A 23,358-nucleotide genomic window follows, 5' to 3' on the forward strand; every position below is an offset into this window, starting at 1 on the left:
TTATCGCTTCTGCTGGTGCTGACCCATAATTTGACTCATAACCTCTAAATTATGATCCAAACGATACGCTTTACCGAACCCCATAACGACACTGCCCTTTTGAGGGGAGAGTTTAAAAAGATGAAAATCCCCCATTTGGGTAAGAGAACCCACAAGTTGAGAATCAAAATGGGCATGAAAGCGGTCAATCACTACTAAATAATGCAAATCCTCACGATTGATCTCCGATACGGTTGCTTCGATCGTCACCCGTTTACGGGCAAAGGGCTGAACACACTGCGACTCATCTTCGACAAAGAGTAAAGATACATTTGGATTTACCAGAAGATTACACCCATGCTGAGCAACAGTACTGATTAAGATGTAAAAATCGTTCTTCACACGAACATAAGGAGCCGTACTGGCATGCGGTTCACCCTCAGGGGTGATGGAAGCCATCACAAGCGTTTGAAACGTTTCTAAAAATGATTCGACCTCTATCGTAGTCATTTTCGCAACGCTTCGGCGATCAGCTCGATCGGGTTTTTAAACACCACATCGACATCGGCCTCATTCATAGAATTATTGATCTGCATACGGCAGGCACTGCACTCGGCGGTAACGATCTGAGCCCCAGTTTTAGCAATCATAGCCGCTTTCGGTTTTCCGGCAGCTTGGGCAAAATGGAAATTTTCCGTCTGCATCGTCACACCGCCGAAACCGCAACAGGCATTCGGATCACTCATTTCGGTAATCGTGTAGTTTTGACTAACAAGACGGCGTGGTTCTTGATAAATCCCCTGCATTTTACGAGCATGACACGGATCGTGATAGGTAACCGTAAGATCACTCCGCCCTTTGGATGCCAAAAGCTGTTTTAACTCTGTTTTTTGTTCCAACCACTCGGTTGCCATAAAGATTTTACCTTTGAGCTTTTGGGCGCGTTCCAGCCACTCAGGCTGATCGTGGAAAAAGTGTTCGTAATCAATCTTGATCATCGCACTGCAGGTTGCTTCAGGGATAATGATTGCCTCAACGTCATCGATAAAACTCTCGAAATAGACGATGTTCTTTTTGGCGTTATGATCGACCGTCGCAAAATCACCCGTAAAATAAGCCGGTGCACCGCAGCAAAGCTGCTTTTTCGGGATAAATGCATCAACGTTCAACGCTTCAAGAATCTCTAAAAGCCCCTTCCCTATTTCAGTGTAGTTATAGTTCGCCAAACACCCGATGAAAATCGCCACACGTCGTTTCCCTCCATTAGGGATATTCTCCGGATAGCTGTTGAGAAACGAGGTTTTCCCCATAGAAGGGAGAAGGCGGTCCTTTTTGATAATCGGCAGATTAAAGCGCGGCTGCATCGAGTTAATCTCTGCCTTGATTTTGAATCCGCACGTCTGGAAAACATATCCGAGTTTGAAGAGAATATCCATCGTCATTCGGTGACGGAGCAAATAAAAGAACGCCCGCTTAAACCACGCAATACCGTATTTATCGGCGATATCGGCACGAACCTGTTCGATTACCATATCCGTCGGAAGTGCTTTAGGGCAGACATCGGTACAGTTAGTGCATAAAAAGCAGCTCTCAAAAATAGCTTTGGCATTTTTGTCCAGTTCCAGCTGACCCCGTTCATACGCACCGAGCAGATCGATAAAACCGCGAGGAGACGTTACCTCATCGGGATTGACATTGTGGATCGTACAAACCGGGATACATTTCCCGCATTTGATACAAGCATCAGAGGTGTCCGTAAAATGAAAGAGTTCGCGTTTTTCCATTCACTTACACCGTTTTGCTGAATGCTTTGTCAGAGCTTGCGTGACGTTTCATATAAGCATCAAATGGCATCGCAATATTACGGACAAGAAGCGTTCCCGTAACCGAACATTCTATTGATGTAGGACTCATTGTGAGCAAACCATCCGCTTCGAATGGCTTGAGCTCTTCAATAGCATCGGCAAAGTAGTCTGAAAATTTTACCCCGTAGAGCCGCTCAAATCGGCCAATATCAAGTTTAAAATTGCTCATCAGTTCCATAATAACGTATTGGCGGATACGATCATCTTCATTCAGACTTACACCTCGCTCATACGGTAATTTTCCTGCATCGATAGCAGCTTCATATGCGTCCATCTCTTTGAAATTTTGGGCATAGTAATCGGCTCCCTCTCCGATAGAAGTCAGACCGATACCGATCAAATCCGCACCCCCTTTGGTCGTATAGCCTTGGAAATTACGGTGCAACTCCCCTTTTTCGATCGCTTTAAAGAGCTCGTCTTGAGGTTTGGCAAAATGATCCATTCCGATCATGCGATAGCCGCGTTCGGTCATGTGATCGATGGTATAACGCATAATGGCAAGTTTCTCCGCCGGATGAGGCAAGGTCGTCTCATCGATTTTACGCATCGTTTTTTTGAGCCACGGTACATGTGCATAGTTAAATACGGCAAAACGGTCAGGATCGAGCGAAATTGCTAAATCAAGGGTCTTTTGAAACGTCTCCAGACTTTGGTGAGGCAATCCGTAGATAAGATCGACATTAACACTCACCATGTTGTATTTACGCGCCAACTCCATCGCGGCTTTGGTAATATCATAGGGCTGAACACGGTGAACGGCAACCTGAACTTTTTCGTCAAAATCCTGAATCCCGAAACTCACACGGTTAAACCCTGCTTCACTCATGACACGCATCTGATCGTCATTGATATGACGAGGATCGATCTCACAGCTGATTTCAGCATCGGCGGTAAAATTTTTAAAATGACTTTTAATCACGCTAATGATTCGGTGCATTTGATCCGCATCGAAAAACGTTGGTGTTCCTCCACCGAAATGGAGTTGAATAACACTCCGGTTGACATCAATGTGGGTACTCAAAATTTGCAGTTCACGTGTCAAATAATCGATATAACGCTCTTTCTTATCCTCTTTAGAGGTAAAAACGACGTTACAACCGCAAAAGTAACACGCATTTTTACAAAACGGCAAGTGGAAATAAAGCGAAAGCGGCCGCGAAGGGTCCTGAGAATGAAGCTTGTCGAGATAGCCCTCATAATTAAAAGCATCACTAAACTCTAATGCAGTCGGATAGCTCGTATAGCGCGGTCCCGGTTTGGAATATTTGGTAAATTTATCAAAATCAAGCATTGTGCGCATCCCTAAGCAAGGTGTATTGTCGCGATTATACCCTTTTGGATTGAAGTTCCCCTAAAAAACCTATGTTACGAAAGAGAAATAGGAAACAATAAAATTATGACTATTGCCAATCAAACTATTAATTTTTTAAAAAACTGTGATAAAATCATCACAAATTATGATATTTCAAGAGGTCTTAATGAGTGCCATCAAAGTGCTAGTGGTAGAAGACGATGAAGTAACGGCTATGAATTTGAAAATGTCACTTGAAAAACAAGGATATGATGTCATATCGATTGCCGATAATGCCGTAACTGCACGTAATAAAATTAAAATTTATAATCCCGATATCGCGCTTATCGACATCGGTTTGCAAAAGACAATGGACGGGATTGAACTCGCGCAATTTATCCGAGATAAAAATCCGCTTCCTTTTATCTATCTAACCGCACATTCGGATAACGATATGCTGGCTAAAGCGAAAAAAACAGAGCCTTACGGATATATTGTAAAACCGTTCGATCCTATCAATCTCCATACCACTATTCAAATGGCACTTTACCGATTCAAAGAAGAGCGAAAACGAAATTCCAATATCGACGAACTCAAATCGGATCGCGAAGAACTCGAAAAACTGGTCTATGCCAAAAAACTCTCCGATAAACCGATTGTTGAATTTGGCGAGGGGTATCGTCACGATACCGGATTGGGTGAAACCTATTACCAAAACCAAAAAATTAAACTCACCAAAAAAGAGAATGCTTTTATCCGCCTTTTGGTGGCACAACTGGGAAGTGTCGTTGATTTTGAACAAGCGATCAATTATGTTTGGGAGACGAAAGGGGCGACCGATAACAGTGTACGGACACTCGTTTGGAGACTCAGATCCAAACTCCCGACCGATGTGATTAAAAATGCTTCGGGAGTCGGGTACTATTTGGAAGAATAGTATCTACACAAACTTTTTGATAAATTCCGATCGAAGCACTTCATATGCTTCAAGATAATCAAAATCTTCATCTTCACTTACCGCAAATTCTTCAATGACATTGGCAAGTCTGGAAAGCTCTTCAAAACGAAAATTAGCGCTGGAACCTTTAATCGCATGGGCAATGAATGCAATATCGACATAGGCTTTATTTTTGATCGCACCGTAAAACTCTTGCAGCGAATGTTCCATCTTGTGATGATAGATTTTTAGCAAATGTTCAATCTGCTCCTCTTCAAGCATCAAAGCACTTTTAAGATGATCCATATCGATTCCGCTTCGACTGCTTATTGTTTTAGAAGCAATAGGCTCACGCCAAGGCAACAAAGTGGGTATCAAATAGCGTTCAAACACATGTTCTATTTCGCGCATTACAATCGGTTTACCCAAAAAAGCGTCATAACCGTTTTGAATGGAGCGTTCACGAGCCCCCTTGATCACATTAGCGGTTAATGCCACGATTGGAGTATGTTCTCTCAACGTCTCTTTTTCATACTCCAAAATCGCCGCAGTTGCCTCATTTCCATTCATTTTAGGCATCTGTTCATCCATAAAGATAAGATCAAAATGCTCTGCACGATACGAATTCAATGCATCTTCCCCGTTGGAAGCGATGATATAATCCAAACCGTACTTCTCCAAAATAATTTTAATAAGCTCCTGATTGGCAATATTGTCTTCCGCTACCAAAATTTTTCCTACAAATCCACGTTTCCCTTTTGCTCCGTTGTCAATAGGGTAATAAGATTGATTTACCCCTAAAACCTCACTCAATACACTTTGGAGCTTGGTACAGTAAATCGGAAAGGTCAAAGGGACAATCGTTTCAATCGTATCGTATCGATCATCTAAAAAATCCAAAATGGCGACAGAGGGGATATGATTACGGATAATGATTTCACGCTTTTCATCATCCATCGAGCTTTCCAGAAAAATCAGAAGATCACACTCTTCTTGAACCGTTGTAACCAATTGGATATTGAGTCCGAAATGGTCCCAATAGCGTTGGAGCGATTCAAGTTTATAACTCTCCGAAGAGTCGTACGTTAAAAGACCGAATCGGGTATCTGCAAACAAAGAGGCATCAAATTTTATAACCTCACTCTCACGGTTGACGATGACAGGGATCTTGAGATTAAAAATACTCCCTTCCCCTGTAATGGATTCAAGCTCTATTGTCCCACCCATATGTACCGCTAACTGCTTACAAATCGACAGCCCCAGACCTGTCCCCTCATTAACCTTCACTATCCCCTCTTGCGCTTGGGAAAAAGCATCAAAAATGCGTTCTTGATCCCCCACTGAGATACCGATTCCATGATCCTTAACGGAGAGGATAAGTATCCCATCGTTGCATCTTGCTTCTACATGGATAGCTCCGCCCGGATGGCTGAACTTGATGGCATTGCTCAGAAAATTTCCAACAATTTGTTTAATCCGCAATGCATCGGCGATAATCTCATAAGGGATTGAGGGATCGATAAAACTGGTCAGGGTAATACTTTTGGAGTTGGCACTCGGCACGAAAAGTTCCATAGTGTGCGATATTTCATCGTGCACATTAAAAGGTTGCGGATCGACCGTAAATTCCCCACTTCGGAGTTTGGAGAAATCAAGAATATCGTTGATAATATGGAGGAGGTTTTCGCCGCTGTTGGAGATAATATCAAGATACTGCTGATAGCGCGGATTGGTTGTCTCGTCCCGCAAAAGTGAGACAAACCCTAAAATAGCATTGAGCGGTGTACGAATCTCATGGGACATATTGGATAAAAAATATTCTTTTGCTTTGGAAGCATTAAGCGCTTCCTGCTCTTTTTGATAAATCGTATCCGTATAAAGTTTTAGGACGCTTGCAAAATTTTGGTCAAACAAATAGCTGATCGCATTGAAAATCGGTTGCGTATTGATCTCTAAACGATACGTAGCATTCAAAACGGAACGTTTAAAGTGGGTACACAACGCAAAAAGCTCATCAGCCCGAAGATCTTTATTTTTCAAATAGTCGATCAAATCGGCGATTACCGGACACTCTCCAATCGCCATATTTCCGGCAACTACCCCCATAAAATAATCATAGACGCTTCCGGCATAGTGAATTCGAAAAAAATCAGGTTCAATCTCATGTCGTTCTAAGATGGAAATACACAATTCACATTCAACCCATTCATGTAGAATAGCGTCCTTTTCCGAAAGGAGTCTCTCTTTTGAACGAACTAAATGGGACATATCCGGTAGCGGCATACGGATTCCTTAGCATTTATCAATTTTACGAATATGATACTCAAAAACCGTTAAAATTATAATATTTTATTATTTTGGTGCAACCCAGAGAAAAACGCCCAAACTGATAATTGCATATTGAAAAAGCAAAATTGCCGTAGTGCCGATAATATTACCGGTTTGACAACTCGTACACTGTTTATACACTTTGGCTTCATACTGCGCGTATAAAAAGTACGAAAGCAACAATAACGGTATTGCAATCAACACGTATATATCAACACGATAAACCCATTCGCGAATCGTCGGTGAAACAAAAAAAGGGAGAACAAAAGTCAAAGCGGTAAATGAAATCAGATATTTTGCCCCACGTTTAAAATAATCGCGATAAAAAATAATTGGACAGGATCCGCCTCCCGCAACAAGACCATGTTCCAGATGATCATTAATCCTCTGCTTCATCTCTTTATCAACACGATCCACAAACGTACTGCCGAAACAATAATCAATCTGTTGCTGAAAAATACGGGCAAGATCTCCGGAAAGATCACGATAATGAGGTTCAGCGTTTTCGTCTTCATAAACAACCGTCACACTCTCATAACGGTCAACATCAACACTGATCCCTTCATAATAGATACTCCGTTCTGTCTTGGTAGAGGTTCCTGAGTGTTTAATCAATCTGGCATTGATATAGGGTGTGTAGATATCAGCTTCTTTAAGGACAATAATACTGTATTGGACACCGATGAAAATGGCACTCAAAGCATCAAGTTCATGTGCCTTCATGGTATCGATCATATCAGTGATCCAAGTATGAAGTTCATCATTAAAGAAACGGACATTAGCCGAGATCAGGCGGATATTAGGGTCAGGGTATTTGAGTAGTGGTTGAACCATTTGCGGATAACTTTAAAAAGAAATCTCGATGGCATGAAAGCCATCGGAAAATGTGTTAGTGACTTTTACTCACAACGATAATCATTTTAAGATTGATGATTACGAAGCGGATAAACTGCCAAATTTTGCATGTACGCATAGCACGTGCAAATTTTCCAGGGATCATCGCGGTATGAAATTGATCACTTTTCGCGAAGTTAAATTCTTCAGGTTTTACTGCCATTATAGTCTCCTATTACGTTATTTTTAAATCGATATTTATTCCGGAATTACTTTCCAGAACGGTTTTAGTTTTGCTTTATAGATAAACAAATAATGCAAGATGTGTTTGATCCAGTGACCTGCAAGTCCGATTTCCCCGAAAGTATAATCAGTATCACGGCCTGTTCCAGGATATTTTTCAAAGTCAGGAACAACCGGATAAACAGTCATTGCTGCCGCTTGCCCGTCTAACCAGCCTTTACCGGCAGATGCAACACATGCCGCACCCATTTCCGCCATAGAAGCTTCATGCAAGTGTGCGCTAGGACCTTTTTTGATCAAATCGCAAACACTGTGCGCTACCGCTTTACCCATGATACCACTTGGCATACCAGTACGCGGAGGAGTCGGGTTGATAACGGTACCGTTCGGTGATTTCATCGGTTTAGAGATGATATGCGGAGGTGCAAATGCAATCCCTGCTGCGAACATGTTTTTGAATGTCGGATTTTGGTAAGTACGTGGCCAGTCAGACGCTTTCCACTCAGCATATGGTTTTGGCGTATAGTCAGCATCAACTTTCATAAATCCGTTCGGTGCGAATACAGTATCGGTAATATCTTCACCCGCTTTGTTATAGGCTTTAAGACCTACACCGGCAAACGGTGGAATCAACATTGAGAAGTCAAATGTCTCTTCCCCGGTTGTACCGTCGAGAAGTTCATAGGTAACTTTACCTTTTTCTACTTTGTTGACATGCGCACCTGTAATATAGTTTACGCCGCGTTCAGCAAATAAAGACTCGGTAAAGATACGTGAACTGACAACGTAACCGCCCACTTTCATGTGCAATCCGCCCATTCCGAAGTCACCCATGAATGATTCATTGGAGATCCATTGGATATCGGCCATGTCACGAAGACCCGCTTTTCGGATTTCATGTTCAACGTTGAAAATATATTCGAATGCCGCACCTTGGCACGTACACATACCGTGACCTGTACCGATTAGGATTTTTTGACGTTCGCCTTTGCGCATTTTATCCATGATTTTTGTAAGCTCATGAGCCGCATGATCCGCGTGATCCGCAGTACATACAGAAACAGTGAACTCACCTAAACCGTTAGCATCGCCAAGACCCGGAGTTGCTGCAAAATTTAGTTTTGGTCCGGTAGCGTTGATGAGATAATCAAAAGTGACCTCTTCGCTTTGACCTGCTTTTCCTTGTCCTGTATATTCGATGGTAACAAAAGATTTATCCGTTGTTCCATTTCCCTCAGGATTAAGACTAACCGCTTTAGCTTGTTTATAAGTAATACCCGCTTTTTCATAGACAGGAGCAAGATCAAATGTTACGTCCTCTTTTGTCATTCCGCCGACACCTACCCAAATATTGGAAGGTATCCAGTTCCATTTCGAGTTTGGGGTAACGACTACCACTTCATGTTCTTTTCCGAGCCAATCTGCCGCAAATGTTGCTGCAGTATGTCCGGCGACTCCGCCGCCGAGGACAACTAATCTCGCCATATCTTCTCCTTAGATGAATTCCATAAAAGTTGATTATAACCCCATTACATCACATTTATATCACATCCTTAAAATTAGCCTTGTATTTTATACTAAATATATCACGAAAGCAGGCAGTGTTACATTTCTTCACAATACGTTTTAATAAAATATACGTGTTTTCTATCCCCATATCATACATTATAATACAATATAAAAAAACATTATTTTACGGTTAAACTTGCAATTATAATGTCATGTAATATTTTAATTAACTTTATATTATTTTTATATTCTAAAAGGTACTATCTCCGCATCGACCATTTGGGTAATTTTATACACCTGGTCAATCCAAATATGCAATAAAAAGGACTCTAAAATGAGAACATTCACTAAAACTGCCCTAGTTGCTCTACTTTCTATGAGCGTATTAAGCATCTCCGCTTCCGCAGATGCTGATAAAGGTAAAAAACTCTATCAAAAAAATCTCAAAGAAAGCTGCGGATTTACAGGTGCAGTATTTGCGGCCAAATTTAAACAAGCTGATTGGGAAAAAGCCTATAAAGCAGGAACTTTAAACAAAAAAATGATTGAAGCATGCCCGGCAGGTAAAGAATTTATCGAAAGTGACAAATTCAAAAAAGTGGAAGAACACTTGTACGATTTCGTACATACAAATGCAAAAGACAGCGGAAATATCCCTAATTGCTAATTACTAAGACGACGATTTTTTTCGTCGTTTACCTCATCTTCTTAAGTGTCTTATATTCGCCCTGTTTTTGTTATTGCTAAATACAACGCAAAAATTATTTAATTTCAAGGATGTTGAATGAAGAAAATTTCTTTATCGATTGTAGTGGCAACAGTTGTCAGTGGAAGCCTCTTTGCCGATGAAGCGGCAATGCAAGCTCAAATTAATATGCTGATGCAAAAAATTGAGAAGCTTGAAAAAGCGCAAGGCATAGTCCAAGAAAACCAGACAGAACTCAAAGAGACACAAGTCACGCAAGGAGATATTCTCTCAAAAGTTAATTCTCAAAGTGCCAATGATAATATCAAATGGGACATCGACTTTAGAAGTGCCTACCACAATATTGGATATCAATACGCTGATAATGCGAAAACACGAACCGGAGTATCCGATTCGCTCGCAGGTAAAAACTTTTCCAACCCTTCCCTCCTTACTAATCGTCTTTGGCTAGGTATGGGTTCAAAAGTAAATGATAATCTTTTCTTCAACGGTCAACTTGCCGCATATTATAATTGGGGAGCCGATACCAATGTTGCAGAAGATAAAATTTGGCAAGAAAGTTCTCGTCCTAATGACGTCACTGTACGTTTACGCCAAGCTTATTTGGTCTATAAATTCGGACAAGATTCAGATGTACCAATCAATGCCAGCGTGGGCCGTCGTGCCGCAACAGATGGGTTCTTAGCAAATCACCGGGAGGGAACACAAGATACCGGTTCACCGCTTGCTCATATCACTAACATGGAAATTGATGGCGCAATGATGCAGTTCAATCTGGATAAAGTTTTTTTACCGGGTTCATATCTGAAAGTCGTTTATGGCCGTGCACATGATCCGGTAAACAGAGATACACCTACCCCTTATATTGATGTCAATACAAGTGATGCAGATAATCAAGTTGATTTTATCATACTGCCAATGTCTATTTATGATAATGGACAAAATAAACTCATGGCTCAATATTCGATGATTATGAATTCAAAAGGGGAACGTATTTCGGATAATGCCATTAAAACGGCTTCAGGAACAACCCACCTAGCAGCTCTTTCTTATCAGCTTGACGGTTTAAATGAGGATATTGACTTTCTGGACAATTCCACCGTATTTGCAAGTATTGCGATGACGTCAACAAACCCTAACAACGGCTACCGAATGCTCGGTTCTACTGAAAATCAAACCGGCTATAGCTTTTGGGCAGGGTTTCTGTTCCCCGATATGATGACGAACGGCGGACGCTTTGGAGTCGAATATAACTATGGTAGTAAATATTGGAGTCCTATGACATGGGCTGAAGACACTGCTATCGGTTCCAAAATTGCTACACGGGGTAACGCGTATGAGGGGTATTGGAACATACCTATCGTCGGTAAGAACCTCTCCGCGCAATTACGATATACCTATCTCGATCATCATTATCGAGCAAACACAACCTGTTATTGGGACAATCCTTTATACCCAAATCTAGATCATTCTCAAGAACTTCGTGCATTTGTGCGCTATCAATATTAAGGAGCATCTGTGTCTAAACTCGATCAAAAACTATTTGAACCACCCCAATCGGGGATGAGCCGCCGTGACGCGTTGAAATTTATGGGACTTTCTCCTATCGCGGCGGGTGTTCTCGCCTCTTCGACAACCACAACAAAAGTGTCCGCATCCGATGCTAAAGGAAAAATCGTTATCGTCGGCGGCGGTGCCGGAGGAATTATGGCAATGGCCCGTTTGCGCAGTGCCCTCTCCAATCCCGACATCACTATTATTGCCCCCAATGAAGTGCACATTTACCAACCGGGACAAGTTTTCGTCGCGGCAGGTGAATATGAGCCTGAAGATATCATCGGAAGTAACCTCGATCTGATTCCCGATGATGTCACATGGATTAAAGACGAAGTGGCTACGTTTGATCCGGACAATAACACCCTCATCACCCGTAAAGGCAAAAAAGTACCCTACGATTATCTCGTTGTCGCCACAGGGCTCGTCTACCATTATGAAAAAATTGAAGGTCTCACTGCCGATATGATCGGCAAAAACGGTATTTCAAGCGTTTATCTCAATAATGCCGAAAAGGGGACAGCTGATGGCGGACCTATCACATGGAAATGGTTCAATGATGTCAAGGAAGCGGCTAAAAAAGGGAATCCTCGTGTCATCTGCACCCAACCCGCAACTCCGATCAAATGCGGCGGAGCCCCGCAAAAAATTCTATATCTCGCAGATGATTATCTCAAACAGGCCAAATTAAGCGCTGACTTTACCTTTGCATTGAATGGCGATAAACTCTTCGGTGTCCCTGCTGTCAATGAAACCTTGAACAAAGTAGTCCAACCCCGCTATGGCAATATCACCAACAAATTCAAACACAACCTCGTTGCCATCGATGCCGAGAAAAAAATCGCTACTTTCGAAACCAAAGTGGAGACAAAAGGGGCGTATGATGAAGATTTGGAAGAGTACGAGGTTATTACCACCGTTGAACGTGTCCCTTTGGAATACGATTTCATCCATATCGTCCCTCCGATGTCTGCCCCTGACGCGGTTAAAAATTCTCCACTGGGATGGCAAAAAGGGACAGCCGCAGGATGGCTTGAAGTAGACCAAGAGACTCTGCAGCACACCCGATATCCAAACGTCTTCGGAATCGGTGACGTTTGCGGTATCCCTCTGGGCAAAACAGGAGGAAGCGCACGCCATCACGGTCCGATTATGGTCAAAAACCTTATTGCCCAAATGGAGAAAAAAGCCCTCACTGAGAAGTTTGACGGATATACGGTGTGTCCCCTCAAAACACAGTATGGTAAAATTATCCTTGCTGAGTTCAACTATCTCGGTGCAGCACCATCATTTCCTCTCGCAGTAGGTGAAGAACGATGGAGTTGGTGGGCATTTGATCTCTATATGCTCAAACCGATGTATTGGCATTTAATGATGCGGGGATTGATGTAACAATGAAAAAAAAGCTACTCAGGGAAATACTGCTTTTTAGTGCTGTTGCACTATTACTGAGCATTATTGTTCACCCTGATCTGCTAAGTGAACCTTTTACTAGGTTTACACATATGCACGAGAGGGGAAACTTCCTACACCCTCTGGTTTATACCGCTATCCTCTACCCTCTTATTTTAATACTGCGTGCAATAACAACCTTCATCAAAAAGCTTTTCTCTTCAAAAAATTGACGATATAAATAAACTATACTATTGACTTTAAACGTCATTGGTATTATAATTCTTGTCGATAGGCAAAAGCAATAATTATTATTTGTATATCATAATAATAAGGGAATAATGATGAAAAATGTTCTTATCATCGGTGGAGGTATCGCCGGAGTCGAAGCAGCCATTTATTACCGCAAAGAGGGGTTTGAAGTTGAGCTCATCAGCGATCGAAGCTATGTGTTCATCTATCCCATTGCAATTTGGATCCCGGTTGGGACAAACAGTTTTGATGATGTTGCTTTTTCTCTCGATAAGATTGCTGCACGTCACGGATTTACCCTTACCGTTGACCGCGTTATTTCTATCCATGCTGATGCAAAAATCATCACGCTCGAAAATGGCGGGGGTCGTACCGTAGAACATCTCGTTATAGCAACGGGTGCAAGTAAAATGAAACACACAGGAATTGAGCATACCCTTTCCATCTGCGGTGCACCGGAACAATCACTCCTCCTCAAGAAAAAAATTGACGCTTTAGTAAAAAAAGGCAGCGGAAAAATCGCATTCGGTTTCGGCGGTAATCCCAACGACCCAAGCGGTGTTCGCGGAGGCCCGGGGTTTGAACTTTTTTTCAACCTCCACCATCATCTCAAAAAACTCGGAATTCGTGACAATTATGAAATGACCTTTTTCGCTCCGATGGCAAGTCCCGGTGCACGAATGGGAGAAAAAGCGCTCAAAATGATGGAAACAATGTTCCGACGAAATAAATTTAACTCCCGGTACGGAAAGAAGATCACTCGATTTGAAGAAAACTCTGTCGTGTTTGAAGATGGAAGTACGTTGGAGAGCGATCTCACGATGTTTATCCCAGCAGGAGACGCACACAGCTTTATCAAAGAGTCTGATTTGCCTCAAAACAGTGCCGGTTTTATCCGAATCAACGATTTTTGTGAGATCGAAGGGGTAACTGGATGGTACGCCATCGGCGATGCAGCCGCACTCGAAGGACCTGATTGGAAAGCAAAACAAGGGCACATTGCGGAAGTTATGGCGCGAAATGCAGCGCATAACAGCGCACTAAAGTATGAATTAAAATTGGGAGAAACAAAAGGGTACAAAGAACACATCAATATCCTTTGTGTTATGGATATGGGTAACGGTGCCGGATTCATTTACCGCGATGACAAAAAAGCGACCCTGATTCCGATGCCGATTGTTGGACATTGGATGAAAATCGCTTGGGGGTGGTATTACAAACTGTCGAAAATGGGATATATTCCCCGCATCCCGGGAATGTAACTATTTTTTCTAATCTATCAATTATCATTAAGGAAATACACGTTGAAACAAACTATTTTTATGGAAAAATACCCGATTTATACTCTTGAAATCGCTAAAAATGAGTCCATGTACTCTGATGTTGATCTAATCATCAACTATCTCAAAGAACAAATCGCATCCAATCCGGTTGCCGCTTACATCGGTGAATTTGACCACTATGCACATACAGAGGGGCTCGATGGAGAAATCAACCCTGCAATGAAAGCGGCAAAGATGGTTGTCTTTTGTTTCGGTCAGAAACTCCCAAGACCTGAAATGATGGCACCACGCCCCCGTTCTATCGGAGTGTGCGATATGGGTGAGAACTTTGTCATTACCTTTTTGGAAGCTCCTATGTATGCGATCAATGAGACGATGGAGGGGTGGGTCAAAGGAATTATCAATTCCTGAGGGTCGCTATTGTCCCATTATAGTCCAAAATCAAATGTTCAATTTCCAATATATCCATTCCGGGGATTTCAATTCTTACCATCTCTTTACTCTCTTCATGTCTATTAAAAAATATATTATTTATTTATTATTATATTAATAATAAGTTAATTTAAACTACATTAGAATGAATACTAGATTATTTATGGAGGATTTATTATGAAATCACGCCTGTTCAGTGTAAGTCTGCTTCTCTTTTCCTTCGCAGCTGTGAGTGTAATGGCTCAGGAAAAAGGATCGATTTTATTTGAGGAAAAATGTGCTGCATGCCATCTAAAACAAAGACCCTCATTTGAAGAAATGAATACGATGATCGCTCCGCCGATTATGGGAGTGATGACCCATGTAAAAGATGTTAAAACTGCCAAACCCGAAGCGGTGAAATTCATCGTCGACTACATCTTTGACCCCACAGCGGCCAAAGCACTCTGTATGAAACAATCGATCGATCGTTTCGGTCTTATGCCCTCGCAAAAAGGAAATTTAACCAAAGAAGAAGCAACCTCTATCGCTGGGTATCTTTATGACAATTATGGGTATGGAAAATAAACTCTAACAGCTTTTTCAGACTATAAGCTCTGCAACCACCGCATCAAGATCGCTGGTTGCGGTTAGGGCAATGCTTATCCCCATTCCTTCTATATTGCGACGTATTCCATCGCCCAATGTTCGCGCTACTAAAATGTTTGCGTCTTCTAAAAGGGGTGGAATGATCCGGCCTGCCGCCAATCCTTTGGCACTCTCGTCATTGACAATCTCTTTTTTGCTTTGGAAAAGCTCTTTATAAATGGGATTCTCTTTATAAGTAATTGATCCGATAACCCCATCTTCTACTTTGGCAAATGCAAAGTATTTTGCTACCAGGAAATAAGGGTGGACAGAAATACGATCATCGGTAGGAAATACAAGGGTAAAACTATGAGGTTCCCGTATGAGCTCGATCCCTTTGCCGTACATTATCATCTCTACCATTTTTTTGCGGGCCTGCTTGATCAGCTTGGCAAACGTCGGACGCGATACCCCTAACGCCTGTGCACACTCTTCATGATAGAGCGCTTTGAAATCGGCGAGATAAAGCGCTTCGAGTTCATCATCACGCAACTGCATCATCTCTTTGGGAGCTTGCGTTAAAGGGCCGAATGAAAAGCACGTGGGTTTAAAGGTAATGTTGCGTTTTTTACCGGTCTTCATCGTATTTCCTATTGTTTACATATGTTAATTATAGTCATTTTAACCCAAACAGTTTCTGAAGCCTTCAAATAGGGAATAATCATCAATATAATACAACTTATACTCTTTATAAGCTACCATTAATATCATTTTAATTTTACATATGTTAAATTATCTCCAGATATTTTACATAAGGAGTTTCACTATGAATAGAAAAATAGTCTTTCCTACCAATGAACACCAAGGGCTTCTCTCAAAACGGGACGCCCATTTCGGCAGAGCCAACTTTTATACCGTTGTTGAACTGAGTCCCGAAGGGAAAACCGTGGATGTTCTCGTCGTTAAAAACGAAGGGCACAAAAGCAGCGGATGCGGCGGTGCCGTCGAAAATATCTGTATTCTCGGAGCCGATGCCCTGATCGTATCAGGAATAGGCGGTTCGCCGTTGCAAGGATTTGCACGAAAAGGGTTAGCGGTGTATCACGACAACATTTCCGTGAGTGTCGAACAATCGCTGAACGCTTTTCTAGCCAATCAGCTTACCCTCATGCAGCCTGATATGAGCTGCTCACACCATTAAGGATTTATTATGATTATCGCCATGCCGATTAGAACATCATCCCTCGACGCTGCCCTCGCTCCCCTTTTCGGGAACGCCAAATTTTTTGCTTTTGCGACCGATGCAACACAGATCGATGTCATCAAAATGGAACAACTCGGAGGACGTGACGTCGCCCGCACCCTCATTGCGAACAATGTCGATGTTCTCATCACTTCCCATTTGGGATTAAACCCGTTCGCCCTCTTGAAAAGCTATGGAATCAAAGTCTATTTTGCAGGAGAAGAGCGATTGACAATAAGCGATGCCCTAAAGCTTTTTTATGCCAATGAGCTCGCAGAGGTAACTTCGGACAACTTTGATTCCCTCTTGGGGGAACATGACCATCACGGAGAAACTCACGGACATTCTCACTCCCATGGTCACACTTGCTGCACTCAGCACTCACACGCGTAACGCATGAGAAAAAACCTCTTTTTCTTTTTCTGTGCACTCGCGTTAAGCGGGTGTTTGGAACGGGAGATCTTTACAGAGATTAATGATCGCAATGCAATCAACCATCCGCCTTCCTCACTGCATATCATCGATAGCGGTTCGTTAAAAAGCGGCTTTAAAGACGATCCAAAGGGAAAATACACAGCAGAAGTCTATATCCACAGCGCGCACTGCACCAATGCCCAAAGCAAATCATTGGGGTCCGATTTTGACGGATATATCCGCATCACGATCAAGGATCAAAATACGACTGTCGCACGTGCACAAATGGATTATAAAGGCTCTCCTGACAGCGATAAAATTCAGCAAGTTTACGATCACCTTATCCAGCAGTTGAAATGGTGAACATTGTTGCGTTTACTCTGCTTCTAAAATCTTTGTAATAATCTCAAATACATTATTCGAAAGATCCGGATGGTTTTTGATCCGCTCTAATTCCATCGCCATCTGCGCTTTTTGCAGGACGGAAAGTTTCCCGTAATTTTTAAATGCCCCAGCAAGACCCGAAGCGATCTGCGGATTAAGCGCATCGATCTCGATCACTTTGTCCGCTACAAATCTAAACCCTTCACCGCTTACCTCATAAAAAGCGACCGGATTTCGGGCAAACGAACCGATCAACGCTCGGACAAGATTAGGGACTTTAGGATCATATGCAGGATCATTTTGCAATGCCCAAACGCGTCCGAGAGTCCCCTCTCGACGAGATGAGGCACAAACACCGAAGTATTTGTTCATGACCAGCGTTTGGTCTTTATAGCGGCTATAGAAATCATTTAACGCTTCGCCAACATCATTTGGAGCATAGTTTTCCAGTAGATCAAGGGCACTTAAACGGTCACTCATGGAAAGCGATTCTCGATATTGGCGTATACACAAGTATCGGATCGATTCCTCATCCAAACTCATTACAAGCCCCAACAATCGATTTTTGAGAGCGCGTTTCCCCATACTTTCACCATCGATCAAAACATTGGACGGATCAAATAAGGCATTAATCATAGTTTGCAATTCGGTGAAATAACGTCTCGCAATCACCCGCTTCAATTCCTCCTGAACCTTCACGATTGCCGCTACATCGATAATTTCCTGACGCTGCATCAAAGTGGTGATGGTCGGAAGTTCTAATATTTGGGATTTAAACATCGGATCGACTGTCGGATCGCACAACATGGCACCGTAACTCTCGATATAGTGTTCGTTAACCGCATTGCCCGCCATCATGGATTCCAATGTTTCAATTCCAAAACGGTGTGCCGCTTCGAAACGGACAAATCCGTCACGCTCATTTGCCATCAAAAACGGGTAATCGATTGTGTCGCATTCAATGATGACCGGTGCACTGAACCCGCGATTTAAAGAGAGGCGAGGCGGCTGGGAAATCTCTTTAAAACAAATCTCATGTATTTGATTTTCAATCCATAGTACATTCTCGTGCAAGAGAGTTATATCATCGCTTATCAGAGGATATTCACTCCCATCGGGAGCTAAAAGAGCCATTTTAAACGGCATCGCATACGGAAGCTGTTCCTTATTTTGGGCATTTTTCGGAACATTCTGAATGATTTTCATCACCAGTTCAGCGGAATCCGGACGGTATTGCACCGAAATTCTGAGGGTCGGAGTGCGCTCTTGGGAGTACCATCGTTTGAACTGGGTCAAATCAACCGGACTTTGTGTCTCCATTGCCCATAAAAATTCTTCCGTTCCTACCGCTTGTCCGTCAAAATTCTCAAAATATCGATCCATTGCCGTCCGAAACCGTTCGCGTCCTAACAATGTATGCATCATTCGAATCACTTCCGCACCCTTTTCGTAAACGGTTGCGGTATAAAAGTTATTGATCTCCATATAATGATCCGGTTTGATCGGATGGGAAGTGGGACCGGCATCTTCGACAAATTGACGTTCACGCAAAGCACGAACATCATCCAGACGCTGAGTCAGCTCTGAATTCATATCGGCACTGAAAGATTGGTCCCTAAAAACCGTAAGCCCCTCTTTGAGTGTCAACTCAAACCAATTTCGGCATGTGATACGGTTTCCGGTCCAGTTATGAAAGTACTCATGAGCAATCACACTCTCGATCCCCATAAAATCAGTGTCCGTTGCCGTCTCTTCATCCGCTAGTACATAATGGGAGTTGAAAATATTGAGCCCTTTGTTTTCCATCGCTCCCATATTGAAACTGTCTACGGCCACAATGTTATAGACTTCCAGATCGTATTCGCATCCGTAGGTATATTCATCCCATTCCATCGATTTTTTCAAGCTGCGCATCGCATGGTGACACTTGTTTTCATTGCCTCGATCACAGTAGATCGCCAAATCGACCTTTTTCCCGCTCATCGTAATAAATGTATCCGTAATAGAACCCAAATCTCCTGCTACGAGAGCAAACAAGTAACACGGTTTTGGGATAGGATCTTCCCAAAGAGACATATGTTTACCATTCTCCAACGTCGCCGTACCGCGTAAATTCCCGTTACTGAGCAATACGGGACACGTTTCTTTGTTGGCAATGATTTTAGTAGTAAATTTTGCCATTACGTCGGGTCGGTCGATAAAATAGGTGATGCGGCGAAACCCTTCCGGTTCGTTTTGGGTGCACCAAATACCGCCAGAACGGTACAATCCCTCTAACGCGGTATTTTGATCCGGATAAATGCGATTAATGATCCGAATACGGGCACTATTGCAATCCAGTGGAAGGATCAAAGCCTCTTCGGTTTTAGTATACATCTCTTCGCAGTAGAGAATATCATTCACCCAAATAAGTTCTAAATCGAGCATCTCTCCATCGAGTCTCAACTCTTTTGCATTGGGATCGCATCTTTTAATCTCCATAATGTTCTCAACCCGTGTCGAACTCTCTTCAATAATAAATTCAAGTGCACAGGAGACAACACTATAAGGGCTGGGTAAATAATCTTTAAAATAAATCGTTTTATGATCTTGCATGCTTAATCCATCTATTGTTTTTTGAAATAATACTCAAATTACGCTACACTTAAGACATTAAAATATAAAGTCACAATGATGCACAACACTCTTAATCTTGCCCGGCAGCCTATTTTAGACCGATCAGAGAGCATTATCGGCTATGAATTCTTTTATCGCGACAGTTATGGAGAGTGTGTCATCGATGATCCGAGACATGCTACTGCATCAGTATTGGTCAATCTTCTCAACCAAATCGGGTCTACTTCGGCATTCGGAGATACGTTAGCCTTTATCAATACAGACGGGCCGTTGCTGCTGACTGATATCCTGCGTACCCTACCCAAAGAGAAATTTGTCTTCGAACTCTCGGAAACAATGAAGATCACGGCCCGTATTCATGAAGCTATTCGCCATTTTCACTCACTTGGGCATCGGTTTGCTTTGGACAATGCATCTTTTAATCCACACTACCTCGAAGCCTTTATGCCTCTCTTCCCCTATATCGAATTCGCAAAATTTGATGTGACACAAACCGATATCGAGCAGTTTTCATTTTCTCCCAATCCATATGGCAAAATGAAACTCATCGCCCAAAAAGTAGAATTTTATGAAATGGCCGAAGCGTATGAGCAACTGGGTTTTGAGTATTTTCAAGGGTTCTATTTTGCTCATGCGCATGTCATAACTCAAAAGCGGATTGATCCGCAGTACATGGATGTTATGGAGCTTTTTACACTGCTTCAAGATAATGCTCCGATGGAAGAGGTATGTGACTCTTTTAAATATCAGGGTATCCTCACACTGCAGCTGTTCCAATTTCTCCGTTCAGCCCATCCGGAATACATTGAAGGGGCCATTTCTATACGAGATATTATCGAACGTTTCGGCAAAAGCTCTCTCATGCAGTGGCTGTTGCTGATCATATATTCCAAATCGGGGACCAGAGCAATCGATGAAAAAAATTCTCATGCCGTGTTTGCCCAAAATCGAATTGATCGAATGATCTCATTATTGGAGAAATGTACCCCTTATCCCACTGAAAATCAATTAGAACAAATTCAACTTATAGCAATGCTTTCGTTATTGGAGGGACTGATGAACGTTCCGATGGAGAGCCTGCTCCAAACGCTTCATCCAAACCGTGAAATCGAAGATGCACTTATAACGCATACGGGAATGCTAGGGAGAATTTATGCCGCTTCTCTCAAACTGGAGAAGGGCGATGTGAACAGTGCGGCACTACTGCTTAAATCCTACGGGATTACTCCCGAGGAGATATCGATTACATCAATCCGTTGAGCATCAAATAACGGTACATCGGCTGAAGCATATACAAGTCAAATGCCCACCACACCCAGCGCGGCTGTGCCGGATCGAGAGGAAAGGATGGTGCTAAACCGTCATAGTTAAACTCTGCCATAATAATCTGACCGTATGAAACTTTGAGCGGACAGACGGTATAACCGTCAAATTTCAATGTCAGCTCTTTTTTCTCCATAACCGAGATCAAATTCCCAACCACAATCGGTCCTTGGTGACGTGCACTTCCTCCTGTTTTTCCGACCGGAATGCCGCATACGTCTCCGATACCGAAGACATTCTTATAACGGCGGTGCTGGAGCGTCTCACGATCCACTTCAAGCCACCCTTTAGCTGTCCCTTTTTGCCATCCGAGCAACGAGTTAGCAACCGCATCAACCGCTGCCGTCGGAGGGGAGATGTGGATAAAATCATATTCCATATCTACCTCTTCTTCTTTATCAATCATCTCATATTCGTTGTACTCTTTATCAAACGCACCCTTTTCTTGGTACTTATGATGGAACGTCGCTATTTTCTTCTCTGCATCGATTCGGATCAGATTATGAGAGAATTTATTGGTAATATTGCCGTACCCTTTTTGTACTTTATGGATAGCTGCATCAATTTCAGGAAGAGCAAAAAGCTTTTCACCCGCAGTCGCAAAAATAAAATCTGCGGTTAGTTTGTCACGCTTGAGGAAATCATCGCTGAGATAAAGAATTTTTTGCGGTGCACCGCCGCATTTAAGCGGAGTGGAAGGCTGTGTGCAGATAACACGGGGTTTGGAGGTTTTTGCCGCTTCATGAAGTGCATTGAACCAATCACGGGTAATGGTTGCTCCCTCCGCCGTTCCTGCGGCAAGGTCACTTTGATAGACACTCGCAATACCATTTTTACCAAGCATATCGACACTCAGCCCCTCGATTTGTTCATAATGGTATTGGACTCCGGCCGCAACCACAAGATAATCGTAATCGACAATTGTCCCTTTTTTGGTGGTTAATTTATTGTTATCGGGATCGAACGTGGCAACTTCGTCTTTGATCCATGTTACATCGTCTCCGATGTATCCGGTATTATCAAAAATAATATCTTCAGGCTCATATTCACCTGCCGCGACAAAAATCTGACCCGGCTGATAGACATGTTTTTCATTGGGCGCGATAATCGTGATATCGGGCTTAGACAATGCTCGGCGTAAACGGGCAAGCACCATCAATGCCCCTGAACCTCCGCCGACAATCACAATTTTACCTACTGCATTGGAGGAGGATGCTTCGAGTGTTGCAGGAGCTGCCGTACCGGCCAGTACCGATGCGGCTACCGGGGAAAGAGCCATCATCTTTAGAGCATCACGACGTGATAACCCTTCGTGTTCTTTGATCTTTTTCATAATTTCTTCCGTATTCATTATTAACCCCTTTTTTGATATTTATGTGAGACGTTCTTACCCACATTATTACCGTGATTAGATTAAACTTTCTTAAAAGTGAATAGGGTTTCAGCGAATTATTACGAAATTTTTACGACACTGGTTTCCCAGCCATCATACGCTCCGCCATTTTGAACCGATAGATCAATCAGATGCAGCGTTAAACTGTCAATATCATAATAAAAAGGTTTATCTTGGCGATAAAAACTAAGCCCTATCATCGAGGTGTTTTCATTAGCATCGATAAGTTCTTTTACATTAAATGATTCAGATTCGATTACAAGGATAAAAGCATCGCGCTGTTCACTCGTTTCAAAATACGCTTTATGCTCAATCGCCCTCGGTAAGTGAAGCGAATCACCCTGTGTTTGCATATGATCACACACTTTATGATTTTGAATCATCTGCCATTCGATAGGGGTCGGAAACAGGAGTTTATAATAAATCTCCCATTCACTGTCCATTTTAGAACCGTATTCATAACTGTAATCAGTGAACTCTTTCATCGCCATTTGAACCATATCCGGCCATTCAAAATCGTGTTTGAGATAATAGATAAACGTCATCTCACCGTTAGAGACGATCTTACCTACATAACTTCCAATACGGTAACGCAGCGACTCCATCTCGATTTTATCTTCGATAAAACTGAGTTGGGCTTCTTCATTTTCTGAAATAAGTCCTTTATCGTTCGGGGCTTTCATAGCGAGTTTGATAAATCCGACAGTGAATTTATCCTCACTCGGCAGATCAGCTGAAATCCCCGCATTCACTAAAACCGAGGCAATATTGCCATCGATTGTTTTCATATACAATTCCCAATATTCTTGCATC

General features: G+C 42.5%; 22 protein-coding genes. 11 read left to right on the plus strand and 11 right to left on the minus strand.

Annotated elements, in window-relative coordinates; all coding sequences use genetic code 11:
* The 3 genes from PHI47_RS03570 to hemN are packed head-to-tail and all read right to left on the minus strand — an operon-like array spanning position 1 to position 3,135.
* Complete coding sequence (locus tag PHI47_RS03570; RefSeq protein WP_299933840.1) at positions 1-489, minus strand: pyridoxamine 5'-phosphate oxidase family protein; 489 nt, start codon at positions 487-489, stop codon at positions 1-3.
* Positions 486-1,763, minus strand: coding sequence for a (Fe-S)-binding protein (locus PHI47_RS03575; RefSeq protein ID WP_299933842.1), 1,278 nt, complete (start codon positions 1,761-1,763; stop codon positions 486-488). Before PHI47_RS03575 ends, PHI47_RS03570 begins: the two co-directional genes overlap by 4 nt.
* Before the next feature lie 4 nt (positions 1,764-1,767).
* Positions 1,768-3,135 (minus strand): oxygen-independent coproporphyrinogen III oxidase, encoded by a 1,368-nt coding sequence (hemN, locus tag PHI47_RS03580; RefSeq protein WP_299933844.1) that lies wholly within the window; start codon positions 3,133-3,135, stop codon positions 1,768-1,770.
* Positions 3,136-3,301: 166 nt separating this feature from the next.
* On the opposite strand from hemN, the gene PHI47_RS03585 reads away from it, so the two are divergent.
* Positions 3,302-4,072 carry a response regulator gene (locus tag PHI47_RS03585; RefSeq protein WP_299933846.1) on the plus strand — a complete coding sequence of 257 codons (771 nt, stop codon included), beginning with the start codon at positions 3,302-3,304 and terminating at the stop codon, positions 4,070-4,072.
* A 3-nt stretch (positions 4,073-4,075) separates the two neighbouring features.
* On the opposite strand, the gene PHI47_RS03590 is transcribed toward PHI47_RS03585, so the two are convergent.
* The 4 genes from PHI47_RS03590 to PHI47_RS03605 all read right to left on the minus strand — a co-directional run bounded on the left by PHI47_RS03590 (position 4,076) and on the right by PHI47_RS03605 (position 8,962).
* Entirely contained in the window at positions 4,076-6,355 is a 2,280-nt protein-coding gene (locus tag PHI47_RS03590) for a hybrid sensor histidine kinase/response regulator (RefSeq protein WP_299933848.1), read from the minus strand.
* 69 nt (positions 6,356-6,424) lie between these two features.
* Positions 6,425-7,234: a peptide deformylase gene (locus tag PHI47_RS03595; RefSeq protein WP_299933850.1), complete on the minus strand. Its 810-nt coding sequence runs from the start codon at positions 7,232-7,234 to the stop codon at positions 6,425-6,427.
* A 55-nt stretch (positions 7,235-7,289) separates the two neighbouring features.
* Positions 7,290-7,457 (minus strand): hypothetical protein, encoded by a 168-nt coding sequence (locus PHI47_RS03600; protein ID WP_299933852.1) that lies wholly within the window; start codon positions 7,455-7,457, stop codon positions 7,290-7,292.
* Between the two features lie 35 nt (positions 7,458-7,492).
* A complete protein-coding gene (locus PHI47_RS03605; RefSeq protein ID WP_299933854.1) occupies positions 7,493-8,962 on the minus strand; it encodes an FAD-dependent oxidoreductase in 1,470 nt (489 codons plus the stop codon).
* A gap of 358 nt (positions 8,963-9,320) precedes the next feature.
* On the opposite strand from PHI47_RS03605, the gene PHI47_RS03610 reads away from it, so the two are divergent.
* From PHI47_RS03610 to PHI47_RS03635, 6 genes are all read left to right on the plus strand, one after another.
* Positions 9,321-9,653, plus strand: a complete 333-nt coding sequence (locus PHI47_RS03610) for a cytochrome C (RefSeq protein ID WP_299933856.1) — start codon at positions 9,321-9,323, stop codon at positions 9,651-9,653.
* Between the two features lie 117 nt (positions 9,654-9,770).
* Entirely contained in the window at positions 9,771-11,201 is a 1,431-nt protein-coding gene (locus PHI47_RS03615) for a DUF3373 family protein (protein WP_299933858.1), read from the plus strand.
* Between the two features lie 9 nt (positions 11,202-11,210).
* Complete coding sequence (locus PHI47_RS03620; RefSeq protein WP_299933860.1) at positions 11,211-12,638, plus strand: FAD/NAD(P)-binding oxidoreductase; 1,428 nt, start codon at positions 11,211-11,213, stop codon at positions 12,636-12,638.
* A 344-nt stretch (positions 12,639-12,982) separates the two neighbouring features.
* Positions 12,983-14,152 carry an FAD-dependent oxidoreductase gene (locus PHI47_RS03625; protein WP_299934309.1) on the plus strand — a complete coding sequence of 390 codons (1,170 nt, stop codon included), beginning with the start codon at positions 12,983-12,985 and terminating at the stop codon, positions 14,150-14,152.
* 42 nt (positions 14,153-14,194) lie between these two features.
* Positions 14,195-14,584 carry a DUF6858 family protein gene (locus PHI47_RS03630; RefSeq protein ID WP_299933862.1) on the plus strand — a complete coding sequence of 130 codons (390 nt, stop codon included), beginning with the start codon at positions 14,195-14,197 and terminating at the stop codon, positions 14,582-14,584.
* Positions 14,585-14,782: 198 nt separating this feature from the next.
* The gene (locus PHI47_RS03635) at positions 14,783-15,172 is read left to right on the plus strand and encodes a cytochrome c (protein WP_299933864.1); all 390 of its coding nucleotides are present in this window, start codon (positions 14,783-14,785) and stop codon (positions 15,170-15,172) included.
* Positions 15,173-15,187: 15 nt separating this feature from the next.
* Here the strand turns inward: PHI47_RS03635 and PHI47_RS03640 are convergent, their stop codons facing one another.
* Positions 15,188-15,814 (minus strand): DUF134 domain-containing protein, encoded by a 627-nt coding sequence (locus tag PHI47_RS03640; RefSeq protein ID WP_299933866.1) that lies wholly within the window; start codon positions 15,812-15,814, stop codon positions 15,188-15,190.
* Positions 15,815-15,998: 184 nt separating this feature from the next.
* On the opposite strand from PHI47_RS03640, the gene PHI47_RS03645 reads away from it, so the two are divergent.
* From PHI47_RS03645 to PHI47_RS03655, 3 genes are read left to right on the plus strand one after another with little or no spacing between them, the layout of a single operon-like run.
* Positions 15,999-16,373, plus strand: coding sequence for a NifB/NifX family molybdenum-iron cluster-binding protein (locus PHI47_RS03645; RefSeq protein ID WP_299933868.1), 375 nt, complete (start codon positions 15,999-16,001; stop codon positions 16,371-16,373).
* 9 nt (positions 16,374-16,382) lie between these two features.
* Positions 16,383-16,808 carry a NifB/NifX family molybdenum-iron cluster-binding protein gene (locus PHI47_RS03650; RefSeq protein WP_299933871.1) on the plus strand — a complete coding sequence of 142 codons (426 nt, stop codon included), beginning with the start codon at positions 16,383-16,385 and terminating at the stop codon, positions 16,806-16,808.
* A gap of 3 nt (positions 16,809-16,811) precedes the next feature.
* Entirely contained in the window at positions 16,812-17,192 is a 381-nt protein-coding gene (locus PHI47_RS03655; protein WP_299933873.1) for a hypothetical protein, read from the plus strand.
* 12 nt (positions 17,193-17,204) lie between these two features.
* On the opposite strand, the gene pepN is transcribed toward PHI47_RS03655, so the two are convergent.
* Positions 17,205-19,808, minus strand: a complete 2,604-nt coding sequence (pepN, locus tag PHI47_RS03660) for an aminopeptidase N (protein ID WP_299933875.1) — start codon at positions 19,806-19,808, stop codon at positions 17,205-17,207.
* A 75-nt stretch (positions 19,809-19,883) separates the two neighbouring features.
* Between pepN and PHI47_RS03665 the strand changes: the two genes are divergently transcribed.
* Positions 19,884-21,089 (plus strand): hypothetical protein, encoded by a 1,206-nt coding sequence (locus PHI47_RS03665; RefSeq protein WP_299933877.1) that lies wholly within the window; start codon positions 19,884-19,886, stop codon positions 21,087-21,089.
* Here the strand turns inward: PHI47_RS03665 and PHI47_RS03670 are convergent.
* Positions 21,073-22,503: an FAD-dependent oxidoreductase gene (locus tag PHI47_RS03670; RefSeq protein WP_299933879.1), complete on the minus strand. Its 1,431-nt coding sequence runs from the start codon at positions 22,501-22,503 to the stop codon at positions 21,073-21,075. The genes PHI47_RS03665 and PHI47_RS03670 overlap by 17 nt on opposite strands.
* Positions 22,504-22,604: 101 nt before the next feature.
* Positions 22,605-23,357, minus strand: coding sequence for a DUF695 domain-containing protein (locus PHI47_RS03675; protein ID WP_299933881.1), 753 nt, complete (start codon positions 23,355-23,357; stop codon positions 22,605-22,607).
* Position 23,358: the final 1 nt, after the last annotated feature.

Source organism: Sulfuricurvum sp. (assembly GCF_028713855.1).
In the GTDB taxonomy this organism is placed as follows: Bacteria; Campylobacterota; Campylobacteria; order Campylobacterales; family Sulfurimonadaceae; genus Sulfuricurvum.

Excerpts from the sequence above, each read along its gene's own strand:
- hemN (WP_299933844.1), bottom strand. The coding sequence starts at position 3,135 with ATGCTTGATTTTGATAAATTTACCAAATATTCCAAACCGGGACCGCGC.
- PHI47_RS03640 (WP_299933866.1), bottom strand. The coding sequence starts at position 15,814 with ATGAAGACCGGTAAAAAACGCAACATTACCTTTAAACCCACGTGCTTT.
- PHI47_RS03595 (WP_299933850.1), bottom strand. The coding sequence starts at position 7,234 with ATGGTTCAACCACTACTCAAATACCCTGACCCTAATATCCGCCTGATC.
- PHI47_RS03635 (WP_299933864.1), top strand. The coding sequence starts at position 14,783 with ATGAAATCACGCCTGTTCAGTGTAAGTCTGCTTCTCTTTTCCTTCGCA.
- PHI47_RS03610 (WP_299933856.1), top strand. The coding sequence starts at position 9,321 with ATGAGAACATTCACTAAAACTGCCCTAGTTGCTCTACTTTCTATGAGC.
- PHI47_RS03650 (WP_299933871.1), top strand. The coding sequence starts at position 16,383 with ATGATTATCGCCATGCCGATTAGAACATCATCCCTCGACGCTGCCCTC.
- PHI47_RS03655 (WP_299933873.1), top strand. The coding sequence starts at position 16,812 with ATGAGAAAAAACCTCTTTTTCTTTTTCTGTGCACTCGCGTTAAGCGGG.
- PHI47_RS03645 (WP_299933868.1), top strand. The coding sequence starts at position 15,999 with ATGAATAGAAAAATAGTCTTTCCTACCAATGAACACCAAGGGCTTCTC.
- pepN (WP_299933875.1), bottom strand. The coding sequence starts at position 19,808 with ATGCAAGATCATAAAACGATTTATTTTAAAGATTATTTACCCAGCCCT.
- PHI47_RS03585 (WP_299933846.1), top strand. The coding sequence starts at position 3,302 with ATGATATTTCAAGAGGTCTTAATGAGTGCCATCAAAGTGCTAGTGGTA.
- PHI47_RS03605 (WP_299933854.1), bottom strand. The coding sequence starts at position 8,962 with ATGGCGAGATTAGTTGTCCTCGGCGGCGGAGTCGCCGGACATACTGCA.
- PHI47_RS03675 (WP_299933881.1), bottom strand. The coding sequence starts at position 23,357 with ATGCAAGAATATTGGGAATTGTATATGAAAACAATCGATGGCAATATT.
- PHI47_RS03570 (WP_299933840.1), bottom strand. The coding sequence starts at position 489 with ATGACTACGATAGAGGTCGAATCATTTTTAGAAACGTTTCAAACGCTT.
- PHI47_RS03600 (WP_299933852.1), bottom strand. The coding sequence starts at position 7,457 with ATGGCAGTAAAACCTGAAGAATTTAACTTCGCGAAAAGTGATCAATTT.
- PHI47_RS03670 (WP_299933879.1), bottom strand. The coding sequence starts at position 22,503 with ATGAATACGGAAGAAATTATGAAAAAGATCAAAGAACACGAAGGGTTA.
- PHI47_RS03615 (WP_299933858.1), top strand. The coding sequence starts at position 9,771 with ATGAAGAAAATTTCTTTATCGATTGTAGTGGCAACAGTTGTCAGTGGA.
- PHI47_RS03665 (WP_299933877.1), top strand. The coding sequence starts at position 19,884 with ATGATGCACAACACTCTTAATCTTGCCCGGCAGCCTATTTTAGACCGA.
- PHI47_RS03575 (WP_299933842.1), bottom strand. The coding sequence starts at position 1,763 with ATGGAAAAACGCGAACTCTTTCATTTTACGGACACCTCTGATGCTTGT.
- PHI47_RS03625 (WP_299934309.1), top strand. The coding sequence starts at position 12,983 with ATGAAAAATGTTCTTATCATCGGTGGAGGTATCGCCGGAGTCGAAGCA.
- PHI47_RS03590 (WP_299933848.1), bottom strand. The coding sequence starts at position 6,355 with ATGCCGCTACCGGATATGTCCCATTTAGTTCGTTCAAAAGAGAGACTC.